This is a genomic window from Polaribacter filamentus (assembly GCF_002943715.1).
In the GTDB taxonomy this organism is placed as follows: Bacteria; Bacteroidota; Bacteroidia; order Flavobacteriales; family Flavobacteriaceae; genus Polaribacter; species Polaribacter filamentus.
Window position 1 is genome coordinate 262,284 of record NZ_MQUA01000004.1, and the last position, 14,907, is coordinate 277,190.

Below are 14,907 nucleotides of genomic sequence, written 5' to 3' on the forward strand. Positions count from 1 at the left end.
GTTATTTTTTAATGAAGGCATATTTTTGAAGTACTTCTAGACTTGTATATTGTAATGATTTTATATGTGTAGCTTCTAAAATAATAGAGGGAGCCTTTCCTACTTTTTCAGCATCTAGCCATCTAGAAATGCACAAACACCATTTATCCCCCGGCTTTAATCCCGGGAAATTCCATTGTGGAATTGGCGTCTTTAAATCATTTCCTTTAGATGCAGAATAGTCTAAAAAATCTTGAGTAACCACAGCGCAAACAGTATGTGTGCCAACATCATGAGAAATGGTTCTACAAAAACCATCTCTAAAATAACCAGTTGCTGGCTCTGTACAACAGCTTTCTAAAGGTTCATTAAATACGTTTAATTCCAAAGTGAATCGCTTTAAAGTTTAATTTTATAAAGATACAAAAATGAATTTTCTAAAACTCTTTAACGCATATTTCCATTTAGTAAATTCCGTTTATTTTTATTGATGTTAATGTCTATTTGTTGTTTTTTAGGCAAGAATAACTAATTTATATACTTTGTATTCGTATAAATGAATCAGCTTTATAAGCTGTGAGTAATTTTTTATATCTTTATTACACCAAAAAGCGTACTTTTAGAAAAAATTTATACCTCAACATAAGAAAATTTATTACAATCATTGCATTTTTATGTTTATGTCTGACTTCTAAGGCACAAACATCGCGGACTTTTTACAACACCGGTAATTCTAGCACAACCAAAAAATATGTTGGAGCATCTTGGCTTCAAGGCACCATTGTTTTAGCTGACGGAAGTGAACTTAATGGTGAAGTCCGTGGATTTTCCTATAAAGGAAATGATATTAATTCTTTTAGCTATCGATTGAAAAAAGGCGAGAAAGCCAGAACCATTAAAGCAGATGCTTGTAAGCTAATATCTTATGATGGATTAATTGTGCTTTCTTTACCCAAAAATTTTAAGAAAAAAGAAGGGAAACACCAATTTTATGTAGCTCTTTACTATGGAGAACACCTAACTATATTTCAAAACCCAAAAGCAGAAGTTTCAAAAAGTGGTTATGCATCTGCTTCAGGAAATAATGCCGTAGTATTTAACGAAGGTCAAATGTTGAGTTTCTTGGCCTTAAAAAATGATGAGATTTCAAAGCTTTCAGCTTTAAATTTCAGAAAACAAATGAAAAAAATAACTTCTGACAATAAAAAATTCATAGAAAGGACCAGTGATAAAGGATGGTTTGAATATGATAATATTTATAAAATAGCACATTATTACAATCAAACTAAAAATCAATAAATATACTTTTCATGAAACCAATTTTATTTTTTATTAGCCTATTTTTAGTCACTACATTGCAAGCACAAGAGAAAAACTTAGTATTCAAATATGTTAAAACGGATGAAAAGAAAGCAATTGTTGGCATCAAATCTGTAATGAATTCATCGGCATTTGTTTTAAATAATAAAACGGCCGTTGAAAATTACGAATTAGTGTATGACTTTATTGCTGAAAAGCATGAATATCCACAGGATATTATACTTTCTGCAACGTCATCAGAAGAAATTGTTATTCAAGAGCTAGCACAAGGCTTGTACGAGATGAAATCTTTAGGCTTTACGAATAGCTTTGACATACGCTATAAAATGACTTTTTTAATGCGTGATGGTAGTATAGAATGTATTATAGGTGAAATGCAACTAGGCAATACTGCAGCAATGAAAAAAAACATGGAAACCGAATGGAACACCTTAGAGGGCCTTTATTTGCACCACAAAAACGGAAAACCCAAAAAGACTATGAAAGGTATTACAGATTTAAAAATTGAAAATTATTTCAATTCTATTTTAGCCTTGTTGAGATCAAAAAAGCAGCAAAATTAAAAAAGCAAGCTTCTTTATAATCTACGAAACAGGATTGGCTTTCCCTCTTCCAAAAAGCTCCGTTTTTAAAATATCAATGAAATACTTGAATCTATTAAAGCATTTAACAAACAGGTACATGGATGCTCTTTAATAACCTATGGATGTCTTTTAAGACCCTATCGTGTGATTAGAAAACCTACTTGGGGTGACTTTTTCTGAAGACCTTTAATTGTATTCATTTATAAGGCAATAGAAACAAATGAGGTAGAAGTTCTAGAAACTGTAAATGTAGCATTGCCAAAAGGCATCTCCCTAAAGGTAGATGAAGGGTGTTAACCAAAGAAAAATACTGAAATTTTATAGAACGTAATTTAAAAAATCATATCCTTAAAAAGGCAGTAAAAAAGAAACTATTAACAAAATGGGAAACTAGATTAAATAAACTAATAGGAAAGACCCGCTTTAAAGTTGAACGTACTTTTGGAGGAATAAAATTATGGTTTAAAGCCGGAATTGCGAGATACAGGGGGATTAAAAAAATGCATACACAAAATTTGATGGAAGCAATGTACTACAATTTATACCGAAGTCCAGGGATATTTGCGTCTAATTGTAAAAATTAAGGAAAATGAGCTCTAAAAAAGGCATTTATTCAATTAAATCAGAAAAAAAATAGCATAATCGATGTTTTAGCTGAAAAAAGGGAATCCTAAAAAGTAAAATTAATTAAGTTCGCTCTTGCAACGGTCTTTCATTAACTACTTTACCAATAACGGTATAGGTATATTCACTAACGGAAGTCCCTACAAATTTCTTAAAATTTTGCGAAAACGTGAAACGCGACTTAAACAAGCATTTTTCACCTAAAGCCTCAACAGTATATTCATTAAGATACCCGTCATTTATAAGGGTTAAGGCATAATTAATTTTAATAAAGTTGGTGTAATCATTTACAGAATAATTGCAGTAATATTTAAAAATTAAATCAATATGTCTTTTGGGTATGTTTAATTCTTCAGCGATGATTTTAGCGTTCAATGTTTTTTCTGAAATTATAAGAACCGATTTCTCTAAGTTTTGAATACCTATAATAATACTATTAATTCTATTAAAAAGAATATTATAGAGTTTTTTGTCAATATCTGCTAAGTTTTTTAAAGGTTTTGCATTCCAAATTAAATGGTCTTGAGGCTTAATTTTTTTTAATTTTTTCAATAAATATTCTTCACCAAAAATGATATTAGGGTTTGAAAAAAGATAATAAAGAGGAATAAACCATAATAATGATGAATATTTTAAATAGTTTGTAATAATAATTCGATTATGAATGTCGCTAAATAATATAATATTAGAATATAACCCACTTGAAACAGTTATAAAAAGCATTAGCACTAGCCAAGTTTTTATAACATTCTTATTCATTTTTCCAAGTATTGATTTGTCTTTTGTAAAAAAAAACATTTTCACCTTCACGAGCAGCATGATAAGGTAAGCAATACTATAAAAAGCATACACTAAAGCAAAAGTTTTAAAATTGATATAACAAAAATTTATTAATAATAATAACGTCGGGAAAATAAAATGCAACAGCTCTTTTTTAAGCATAAAATCTTTCACCATTATTCTCTGAAAAAACAAGAAGTACACAGGAACTATATAAAAAGTTAACACGGGTTTGATAATTATTAAGGTATAGTTAACTTGTGTTAAGTTTAAAAAATTAAGGCCATTAGAAAAGCGAAGAATCCCAGAAATAAATAAAATTACTATAAAATATATATTTCTTTCGTTCCTTTTAATTGGATTGATACAAATCAATAAAATTATAAACAGGGATAAAAAGCCAACAAAAAGAGATATGATATTTAAAAGCATGTGTGAAAAATGAAATATTTGTAACAAAAATAGCATTAATTCTCTAACTGTTTTTGTTTTTTGGTAAAAATTTGTTCTTTTGCTTAAGAACAAAACACAATAAAAATGAGAAATAAAATAGCCATTATTAGTATTATCATATTAACTTTTTTTAACCTAGGGCTAAAAGCCCAAACATCTGTCACAGCATCTGGCATATCCATTCAAGGTATTGCCCGTGATTTAGATGACAGGGCTTTAGCCAATTTTGATCAGCTAAACCTTGTTTTTAGTTTGTACTATTTAAATAGTTCAAATAGCGAACAAATTATTCTTAATAAAACTGCAAATGTAACTACCGATAATTTTGGAGTCTTTTCGTATGTATTGGTTATTGATCAACAGCAGTATAACCTTATTAGTACAAAAGAAGCTTACTTAAAAGTAGTACAAGGCAGTGTGGTTTTTTCTAATGAAAAATTACAGTCAGTACCTTATGCTATACATGCACAAAATGGAGTGCCTACAGGATCTATTATGCCGTTTATTGGCACGGTAGCGCCAAACGGCTGGCTATTGTGTGATGGTAGCTCTTTTACCGATAATGCCTACACTGCTAATTTAAAAGCCTTGTTGGGTAGTAACACTACCCCAAAATTAAACGGCCTCTTTTTAAGGGGTACAGGTGCTGCAGCAACCGGCGAAACAGGGCCAGCTTTAAAAGCTATTCAGCAAGATGATGTTATTGCTCATGCGCATAATGTTAATATAAATACAAGTGATAATGGAACCCACAATCATGGTATTGATCATGCGAGTGAAAGTTTAAGTGGCGGTAACAAGAATGATTTCTGGAGAGGTGGTTCGGGTTCTTTGGCTGCTACAAGGAATGCTGGAAATCATACTCATAATGTATCTGGAAATACAGCCAATAATGGTTCAGCTATAGAAACTCGCCCTATCAATTATGGCGTTAATTATATTATAAAAATATAATTAACTACCATTTATCTAGATTTTCATTGCCTCTTTATTTTTTAAAAAAAACATCTATATGAAATATCATTCTATATTGTTGTGTTCTCTACTAAGCTTTGGTGGCCTAATGGCTCAAGAAAAATTGGGTGTAAAAACCGTGATTAGTGCTGGAGCTACAGCCAAAGATAGTTTAAACCATACCATAACAACACCAGTTAATGGTGTAAATAAATCGGTTACTATTAATACCGTGCAAATGCAAATAGGGTTGCCGTATATGGGGGTTATAGATGCACCTTTTGCCAATAACCCATCAGAGCAAAATTATATTAAAGATTTAGGCTTCCCTTGGGGTATTCGTTATCGTAGTTTTACATTCTCTGATGATTATTTTTCTGTTTCTAAAGGCTATTATAGCGATAAAATTGAAATTAATTGGACTATAAAGGCGAACCAAGACAAAATAACAAGTTTTGAAATTTACAGAACTGAAGATGTAGAGAGCATAGCGCCAAATTGGGGAACATATTTAAAAAATTTAGGAAAAGAGGAAAAATCTTTTGAAGATAAAAATATAGAAGGAGGTAAACTGTACCGTTATAAATTAGTAGCAATAGGTGTGGAAGCAACAGGTGTGGAAATAGAATATACCACATTTATTGCGGGTATAGGTTATAGAAATCCAACTGGTATTGTTGCTGGTACAATATCTTTTTCAGGCGGAACTCCTGTAGCGAATGCTTTAGTTACTGCAAATCCTGCTGGCGGTAATGTAAACTTTGGAAGCTCTTTAAGAGTGCCAGGTAACAGTAATTTATTAATTTCTAAATTACGTAATAGTTTAACAAATTCAATTACTCTTCAAGCATGGGTTAAGCCAGAGACCAATATTGTTGGTGATTCTTTGGAGATATATAAAATATATAGCAGCTTAAATGAAAATCTTTCCTTCAATATTGAAATGGAGGACACAAATGGTGTAAATAAGTTATATGCAAATATTGGTAACTTCCAACTAACATTAACTGATTTTATACCAAGTGGTAGTATAGATAATAAAGGGTTAGATATTCTAATACCAATCACCGATTTGAACACTTCATTTACTCACTTTAGTGCGGTTTTAAAGGATGGTGAAATACCTAAATTTTATATCAATGGTCGTCTAATAACTGCAGAATATGCAGTTACAATGAACACTCTTTTAAGCGAAAATAATAGTACTCTAGATCGATCGGTTGAGTTTTCAACAAATAATAATACTGTTACATTAAGCACTTCATCAACAGGGCTTTCACAAAAATGGAATTACATTTCTGCTGGAGGCGGAAAAACGGCATATATTGATGAGCTTAGAGTATGGGAGACAGCCTTAAGCGAAAATCAAATAAAAACAGATTATAGAAGATATATTCGAGGAAATGAAACCTTTTTAAATACCTATATCCGTGCAAATGAAGGAAAAGGAAATTACGCATATGATTTAGCACATACAGGTTACGTTTTTCATGGTAATAACGCTAAATTAAGTAATGTTGTACCAGTAACTTGGGCTAATGACGCAGAAAATAGGCCAACTAATCAACAACTAGGAATTTTAGGGATTACTGACGAATTTGGAAATTATGTTATTTCATCAATACCATACGGTGGTAACGGAGAAACCTTTACAATTGTCCCTTCGCTTGGAGTGCATGACTTTAGTCCTTCTCAACAACTCGCTTTTATAGGAGCGAATTCTATGGTGATTAACAAAGTCGATTTTATAGATACATCATCGTTTTCTTTTAAGGGAAATGTTGTGTATGATAGTAGAGGAGTATTCCCTGCAATTGCAGAAGCACCAATAAAAGGAGATATTAAAGAGGATGAGGCATACAACGCCTATACCATTGGGAATTTAAAATACCAAAAAGGTGAGTATTGGGCAGAAAAAGATGCAACAGGTAAAATTACTGAATTGCGTCGTTATGCAAAAATACCCGTCCAAAATGCTCAAATATTTATAGATAAAATACAAGCTATTGATAGTAATAATAATCAAATACTAACCGGTGCTGATGGTCAGTTTACTATTGAAGTACCTATTGGAAAACATGCTATTTCTATTGGTAAAGCATTGCATACTTTTGATTTTGATGGAAGATATCCAGCCAATCAAACAGACACCATTAATGGAGAAATTTCTGTTACCAATACTTATGTTGACTTTTTTGAAGACAGAAATGAACCGATTACCTTTATTAACAATACTAAAATAATTGCTGTGGGTAGGGTCGTTGGAGGACAAATTGAAACAGCTAAACCAATAGGTTTTGGTTTTGATGGAACAAAGACTTACAATTATACCGACGATGAAGGAATAGATAGATCTATTGAATATACCTCTAAAAACAATATGGGTGTTGCTAATATAACATTAGGCTATATGCCTACGGGAAGTGCAAGCATTACACCCGAGTATGAAACCACTTTTACAACCAATGGTGAGACTGGAGAATTTAGAGTAAGTTTACTGCCTTTAAGTTATACGCTTGAAAAGAGTAATTTAACTTTTAAGAGTGGTAATCCAGATAGCAAAATAGAACTTTTAGATGAAAACAAGACTATTAATTTTACAACTATTAATCCATTAATATACCCTTCTTTTAGGCTAAAAGAAGTTACAATAAAAGGCGATGATCCTTATCAAGAAGTTTTAAGTTTTACACATATGGCAACGCCTAATCATGAGGTAATTAACCAAACTAGTGAAACCTCTGTTGAAGTAAATGGAAATAACTATCAGATAGCAGTTGATCAAGATCCTTTAATATATTTACAATTTCAAAACTATTCTATTAAAATTAAAAGTACAGAAATATATGAAAATTATGATTCTGGTAACCCAGTAATTGATGAAGTTCCTGTAACTGATGCTCAATTGATTGTTACTAATAATATGGCGCTTGAGGATAGTGAGGCCGTTGAGCAATCAGCAGATGAGGCTGGTGTCATAGTTTATACATTTAGAGGAGGGTCCGTCAATACAAGCTCCAATGACAATTATACGAGTTCCCTCGATTTAAAAATTAATGATTCTCCAATATCAGGTTATATACCAAGAGGTATTGTACTTGGAGGGGTATCTGACGGCTCTCAAACTTTTGTTACAGCAGGTCCTGAAAAGGCTGATATTATTTTAAGAGATCCTCCAGGATCTAATAGTTCTGCCACTATTGAAAAAGGCTCTAGTTTTAGTTTTACAGTTACTGCCGATGTAGGGGTTAGTCTAGGTAATGAAAGTACTATGAATTTACAATTAGGTAATACTTTCGAAGTTGGTGGCGGGCTTGCGGGACCGGTGTCTGAAGTTGAAACTACAAGTACTCTTACAAGTAGTCTATCAACCTCTGTAAGTTCTAATCTAGGCGTTGAACTTAGTACCAACTATACTTTTAATCAAGCTATCTCAACCAGTGATGATCCAAATTGGGTGGGTAGTTCTGCTGATTTATATATAGGATCTTCTACGAATCAATATTATGGGACATACAATGATTTATCGCTTAATGTCACATCAGCAGGTAATCCCTTTTTTATCAACGCAATAAACATTGATAATGATAGTATAAAGTTATACCCTGAGGTTAAGAAGGCAATGTATTTCAGTGAGTCACCAGAAAAAACATTCTTTATTTATTCTCAATATCAAATTATCAGTGAGATTATACCAAAATATGAAAGCATTATCGAACAAATTCATAATGGTGATTTAGTTGAAAATGTAGATGGAATTAAAACCGTATCTTTCTACAATTCTTCTATTAATCTTTGGCGTCAGGTAATATTAAATAATGAAAAGGAAAAATATCAAGCATTAAATGATAAAGATGCTCTCAAAAACGGATTAACTGAGATAATTAATGCTTTACCAGGAACATCATTGGAAGGCATTACAGATTTATTAAATGCATCTTTTTATGAAAATATTTCTTTTGATGCTGGGTCAGGAGGTTTAACAAAATCATATGAATCTGTAGTACTAAATAAAGCTAGTTTGTCTGTAGCATATGAAATAGAGTCAAGTGTTGCATACGAATTAGGATTGACATGGAATGATACGGGTGCAACTGCATCGACTAAGGCTACAACATCAATTAATTACTCAGCCTCTGTTGAAGCTAGTTCAGAAAACACTTCAAATATAAGCTACACCTTACGAGATAACGATAGTTATAATCTTTTTTCTATTGATGTCATCAATGCTTTTGATGGGAATGGCCCTATATTTTCAACTATAGGAGGCGAAACCTCTTGCCCCTATGAGTCCGCAGAACAATCTTTCTTTTACAACCCAGATCACGCGAATGTTACGGACAAAACAACCGATATTATTGAACTTCCTGATACTGATCGAGTTACTTTATCAAATGCTACAGTGCCATTAGAAGTTCCAGAAGTAACAGTAGAGGTAAAATCTGTAACGAATATCCCCGAGGGTAGAAACGCAGAATTTGTTTTGAAATTAAGTAATAATAGTCCACTGGACCACGACGCCCTTTTTAATCTTAAAATTGATCAATCTACGAATCCTAATGGTGCAAAATTTAATCTTCCAGCTAATGGGCAAGATATTCTTATACCAAGTGGCGAATCGGTTAATTTTTTATTAACTCTATCAAAAGTTAAAGAAGATCAATTTATTTATACTGATATTCGAATAACTTTAGAATCTGCTTGTAATGGAGATATAAATGCATCTGCATTAAGAGCAACAGGTGATATTGCATTAGGACATGTTCTTGTATCAGCAACATTTGTTCCAGCCTGTTCTCCAATTGCTATAAAAGCGCCACAAAACAATTGGCTATTTAATAAAAATGAAGCCTTTAGTGAAGATAATACAACAATTCCACTTTCAATTACAATAAGTGAATACAACCTAGACTTTGGGGGCCTTAAAAAAATCAATCTACAATACCGATTAAAAGGAACCCCCAATTGGACAGGTTTAAAAACCTATTATAAAGATTCTACCGATGCCGAATACATAGCTGCAACTGCTAATAATGACACAAATGTAGAACTAATTAATACCAGAAGCGAAATTAATTATTCGTGGGATATTGCATATCTTAAAATGTCTAATGGTATTTATGAATTAAGGGCATTGACCGTTTGTAGTAACGGCACAGGATATGTGTCTGATATCATTGAAGGAACTGTAGATTTAACTTCTCCTGAACTATTTGGCACTCCTACCCCAACAAATGGTATTTTAAATCTAGGAGATGATATCAGCTTACGTTTTAATGAATCCATAAAAACGAATGGAAATGTATCTAAATTTCTTTTTCAAGTACAGGATAATCAATTATTAGTTAATCATGATGTATCTTTGGCTTTTAATGGTGCAAGCAATGCCGGTACCATTAATAAACCAGCCATATCAGATGGAAATTTTAGTATCGAATTTTGGCTAAAAAATTCAAATACTTCTGGAGCATCAACCTTATTGTATCAAGAAAATGGTATAAGTATAGGGTTAAAAAATAATATAATGGAATACACCATAGGTGGTGAAACTATTTCTGCAGTAATATCAACTTTAGGAGAATTTAACCACTATGCCTTGTCTTATGATGATGAAAATAAGACATTAACGATTATTGAAAATGACGCACTTCTAAAAAATAAAACAACCAATGCCAACCTAGTATTTACTAACAGTAAATCTATTGTAATTGGTGGGAACACTTTTACCGGAAACATACATGATTTGCGCTTTTGGAAGCGCTATATAACTGCGAGTGATGCCACTGCTAATATGAATTCAACGCTAAATGGTAATGAAACTAACCTTTTGGGGTATTGGCCCATGAATGAAGGTAGAGGTTTATTAGCTAAAGATATAGTGCGAATGAAACATCTTTCTTTTAGCAATGCAAATTGGGATATTAAACCTAAGGGCAATTCATATGTTTTTGATGGTACTAATTATTTAGATTTTAAGAAGGTTTCTTCGGTTGTTATTTCTAAAGAAATGGATGCTACATTATCATTTTGGATGAAAACAGCACAAACAACTTCATCAACACTTTTATCGAATGGAAGAGGAGATGGAACCGATATACCAGGTAGTAGTGGCAATAGAGATAATTGGGCTATAAACCTTAACGGAAATCATTTAGAGTTTCTTTCGGAAGGGAATACATACACATTTGGAGATATTACTGTAAATGATGATAGCTGGCATTATATTACTTTAATTATCAAAAGAAATGCTACCGCACGAATGTTTGTAGATGGAAATGAAGTGGGATCTTATGAAAGTTCAAATATTGGAGGTTTTTCGGCTGCCAATCTTTATTTAGGTGCTAGAGGATATCTCCAAAATGATAGTACTACTGCAATAGACAATTACTACAGTGGTTTTATTGACGAATTGTGTATTTGGAATGCAGCACGAACAGCAGACCAAATTAGAGCTGATCAGTATTTTGAAATGGATTTTGAAAGTGTCGGTTTGTTACTCTATTCAACATTTAATTTGCCCGAACAAGCAAATTCTAATGGTCCTAAGTACTTTTATCCTGAAAACGCTTTTAACAAGGTAAGTGATTATGCGAGTTCTAATAAAGCTTACACATTTTCAGAGATAACACCGGCTATTAAACCATTTAGAACCACGAAAACAATTCCTTTAAAACCTGTGATAAGCGGTCAAGAAATTATTTTAGAACCACAGATATCAAATTGGGCAAGTATAGAAGGTAAAGTGGCAAATATCACCGTTTCTCATTTAAATGATATGTCAGATAACGCACAAGTATCTCCAGTAACTTGGAGTGTACTTATCCAGAGAAACCCAGTAAAATGGTTTGTTGCGGGCGAAAATGATAATATTTTGAATTTAATTAAAAGAACTAATGAAAGTAAAACCTTTGAGATTAGTATAGTTAATAGAGGAGTAGAAAATGAAACCTATAAAATTGACATGCCTGATTGGTTAAACATAACAGAATCTTCAGGAACCTTGTCTCCAAATTCGACGGTTACTTTACAAGCAAAAGTTATAGATGAGATTGAAGTAGGTGATTACCATGCAGTTTTATCATTAACTACCAGTTATGACTTTAATGAGCAAATTCATCTAGATTTAAGAGTTTTAGTGGATGAACAAGAGTTCACAATTGACCCTGCTATGTTCTCGGAATCTATGACCGTTATAGGTAAATTAAAATTTGATGGAGTGTTGTCTGAGGACCCATATGATAGGGTAGTCGCTTTTATAGATTCAGAAATTCGTGGTATTGCACCTCTTGTACTCGATACCGATTTTGATGAGTATTTTGTATTTTTATCAGTGTATAGTAATAGTAATCAGGAAGCAGTTAATGAACAAGTTATATTCTATATCTGGGATGCTTCAGTTGGAAAGTTAAAGTTAGCAACCATAGATAATTTAGCTTATCGAGATTTTTCATCAGATGAAATAATTGGTAGCTATACAAACCCTGTTATTTTTAACGGCACCATTATAACAGGACAACAAATACCATTAAACCGAGGATGGACTTGGCTTTCATTTAATGTAGATGACGTTAGATTTAGTAATTTAAATGAACTTACAAAAGCGCTTATTCCAAGTAACGGTGATATGATAAAATCTAATGCTCCTTCTTTATATGATATATACACTTTAGACAATAACGATCCTTCACATAATGGCTGGTTCGGAAGTATCACAAACAATGGTGGCGTTATGTCTAATAAAATGTATAAGATTAAACAGTCGGTGTCACAAAATTTAAATATCCAAGGAGTTCCTGTTGATCTAGATACCTGGTCTTTTAATTTGTCGGAAAATTGGAACTGGTTACCTTATGTGGTGGCTAGAAACACAAAAATTGATGAAGCTTTAGCCAATTTAGATGCTAAAGAAGGTGATTTTATTAAATCACAATCTGAGTTTGCTATGTACAACCCTTCAATTGGTTGGAAAGGATCCTTAACCTATTTAGAAGCTGGAAATGGTTATATGTTAAAAACAAGCACATCTCAAAATTTTACATATCCTGCATATTTAAATCAAGTTGGAAGTAAGTCAAGTACAAAAATAAAAGGGAATCAAAGTAGTCTGGATCCTAATAATTTACCATATCAATATGCTCAATTTGCTAACACAATGAGTGCCATCGTTAAATTACCTGATGGATTTGAAAATCTTTATTTATATAACGGTGACGGTGAACTAAGGGGATTTGCAACGACTCAAAATGTGAACGATATACCTTTAGCATTTATAACTATTTATGGAAATGAGCCGGGAAAACTCACAGCATTTATTGGTTCAGAAAATGATAAGAAAATCACAACAACATCGTTCAACTTTGCTTCCGATGCTATTTTGGGAAGTATTTCTAAACCTATTGTAATTAATCTTTTAGAAGATAGTATAAATGTTTCTCCAAATCCGTTTCGCAGCAATTTTGAAATAACTATTAATACTGAAGATAAAGATCAAGCTAATTTAATTATTACCAATATGCTAGGTCAAATAGTGTATACACGTGGTTTTCAAATGCAACCAGGTAATAATGTTTTAACTATAAATCCAGACATAGCTCATGGTACTTATATTCTTAAAATTACAATGACCAATAAAGTGGTTTCTAAAAAATAATTAAATATTAAAATTAAAATTCAGAAAAGCTCCTGTATAGAAGCTTTTCTGAATAACATATACATGTATGAAAAAAACAGTTATAATTTTTGTTATATTTCATTTCTATTTCAATGTACTCCTAGCACAATCACCTTCTTGGAGTGTAAATGAGAGTGACTATCAATATACAATGACGTTTTTAACAAAACTTAATCTAAATGGAAAACAGTTGATTGGGGCCAATGACAAAGTAGGTGCATTTGTAGGAAATACTTGCAGAGGGACGTCTAGTTTAACATATGTAAAAAGCAAAGACACATATTATGCCTATCTCACCGTATTTTCAAATACAAATAATGAATCTATTTATTTTAAATTATATGATGGTTCGAGTGACAATATAACAACCGTAAGTAAACAAGTGTTATTTAAAAAGGAAGAGCACTACGGCACATTATTTCAATCGTATAGTATCGCTGAGCCAACATTAAATGATAAAGCAGAACTAGTAAGTTTTAATTTTCTGGATGTGACAAGTGTGTCTTCGAATATAAATAATAGTAATGTAAACATTGTAATATATGATTCATCTGATTTAACTAGCCTCAGTCCTATATTTACAATAAGTGAAGGTGGTAAACTTTTAAAAAAAAGAATAGAACAGGTGTCAGGAGAAACAATTGATGATTTTTCATCTGAAATAACTTACGAAGTCTTATCTCAAGACGAATCAACATTAACCGAATATGTAGTTAGTGTAAATCAAATAGAAACACCAACTAAATTTTACAAGAAAGATGCTGTTTGCACTATTGGTGGCGCTATAAAAGTAGTCTCTAATCAAGAAGGTAGTGCTGTGACAATAACTAGTAATGGTGAAAAAGTTTTAGAAAAAAAAATATTAAATGGCGAAGTGATTTTTACAAATTTGGACACTGGTTCTTACTCTGTTTCTATAGGAAATGAATTAAAAATTATAAATATAATTTTAAAACAAAATAAATATGAAAAAAAATTAAAATATAGTTTAAGAATACTTGCAATACTCGCTTTTATGTTTTTGATTTATGAGTGTAGTAAAGAAGATAGTATTTCTTGTGAATATGTTGAACAAGGCGATTTTGTGTTGGTAGAATAAGTGGTATGGAAATCCTAATTTAACTTGAAGTTCGTTAAAAACAGAATATGCTATGAAAAATTTATATAAGTTATTTATTAGAAAAAGTGAAGATTTTTAAATAAATAAAATTACAGTTAGTTATATATGCGATAGCTAAAAAAATATAAAAATTAATTACCAAAATATTTCAAATGAAATTTAAAAGTACTTATTCTTTATATTTCTGCACTTATATTCTAAAAAGTTATCATATTAACACACGCTTTTTTATGACATGTATACGTTAATTTTAGTTTAACTTTAAAGTGATAGTAATAAGGTTTCTTAAATAAGTTTTCCCCTAATTTTTGTTCTACCCAATTGATATCTTATGAAATTAGTAATTAAATTTTATAGGGTTTTGGGTGAAAATAATTTTATAAATTTGTTGTATCGATAATCTCATAGAATCGCGAATGCAA

8 protein-coding genes are annotated in these 14,907 nt (G+C 31.6%); 6 read left to right on the forward strand and 2 right to left on the reverse strand.

Features of this window, described 5'->3' with window-relative positions:
- Position 1: 1 nt before the first annotated feature.
- Positions 2-367 (reverse strand): DUF2237 family protein, encoded by a 366-nt coding sequence (locus tag BST83_RS01175; protein WP_104808207.1) that lies wholly within the window; start codon positions 365-367, stop codon positions 2-4.
- A gap of 188 nt (positions 368-555) precedes the next feature.
- Here BST83_RS01175 and BST83_RS01180 point away from each other — a divergent pair, with 188 nt between their 5' ends.
- The 3 genes from BST83_RS01180 to BST83_RS21260 all read left to right on the forward strand — a co-directional run bounded on the left by BST83_RS01180 (position 556) and on the right by BST83_RS21260 (position 2,467).
- Positions 556-1,278 (forward strand): hypothetical protein, encoded by a 723-nt coding sequence (locus BST83_RS01180; protein WP_104808208.1) that lies wholly within the window; start codon positions 556-558, stop codon positions 1,276-1,278.
- Positions 1,279-1,289: 11 nt separating this feature from the next.
- The gene (locus BST83_RS01185; protein ID WP_104808209.1) at positions 1,290-1,862 is read left to right on the forward strand and encodes a hypothetical protein; all 573 of its coding nucleotides are present in this window, start codon (positions 1,290-1,292) and stop codon (positions 1,860-1,862) included.
- 365 nt (positions 1,863-2,227) lie between these two features.
- Positions 2,228-2,467 carry a transposase gene (locus BST83_RS21260; RefSeq protein WP_367889120.1) on the forward strand — a complete coding sequence of 80 codons (240 nt, stop codon included), beginning with the start codon at positions 2,228-2,230 and terminating at the stop codon, positions 2,465-2,467.
- Between the two features lie 103 nt (positions 2,468-2,570).
- Here the strand turns inward: BST83_RS21260 and BST83_RS01195 are convergent, their stop codons facing one another.
- Positions 2,571-3,266 (reverse strand): helix-turn-helix domain-containing protein, encoded by a 696-nt coding sequence (locus tag BST83_RS01195; protein ID WP_146092083.1) that lies wholly within the window; start codon positions 3,264-3,266, stop codon positions 2,571-2,573.
- 558 nt (positions 3,267-3,824) lie between these two features.
- On the opposite strand from BST83_RS01195, the gene BST83_RS01200 reads away from it, so the two are divergent.
- The 3 genes from BST83_RS01200 to BST83_RS01210 all read left to right on the forward strand — a co-directional run bounded on the left by BST83_RS01200 (position 3,825) and on the right by BST83_RS01210 (position 14,464).
- A complete protein-coding gene (locus BST83_RS01200) occupies positions 3,825-4,694 on the forward strand; it encodes a tail fiber protein (RefSeq protein ID WP_104808212.1) in 870 nt (289 codons plus the stop codon).
- 58 nt (positions 4,695-4,752) lie between these two features.
- Complete coding sequence (locus BST83_RS01205; protein ID WP_104808213.1) at positions 4,753-13,344, forward strand: LamG-like jellyroll fold domain-containing protein; 8,592 nt, start codon at positions 4,753-4,755, stop codon at positions 13,342-13,344.
- Between the two features lie 67 nt (positions 13,345-13,411).
- Positions 13,412-14,464: an SGBP N-terminal domain-containing protein gene (locus tag BST83_RS01210; RefSeq protein ID WP_104808214.1), complete on the forward strand. Its 1,053-nt coding sequence runs from the start codon at positions 13,412-13,414 to the stop codon at positions 14,462-14,464.
- Positions 14,465-14,907: the final 443 nt, after the last annotated feature.

Coding starts and splice junctions, on each gene's coding strand:
- BST83_RS01195 (WP_146092083.1), bottom strand. CDS start 3,266: ATGAATAAGAATGTTATAAAAACTTGGCTAGTGCTAATGCTTTTTATA.
- BST83_RS01200 (WP_104808212.1), top strand. CDS start 3,825: ATGAGAAATAAAATAGCCATTATTAGTATTATCATATTAACTTTTTTT.
- BST83_RS01205 (WP_104808213.1), top strand. CDS start 4,753: ATGAAATATCATTCTATATTGTTGTGTTCTCTACTAAGCTTTGGTGGC.
- BST83_RS01210 (WP_104808214.1), top strand. CDS start 13,412: ATGAAAAAAACAGTTATAATTTTTGTTATATTTCATTTCTATTTCAAT.
- BST83_RS01185 (WP_104808209.1), top strand. CDS start 1,290: ATGAAACCAATTTTATTTTTTATTAGCCTATTTTTAGTCACTACATTG.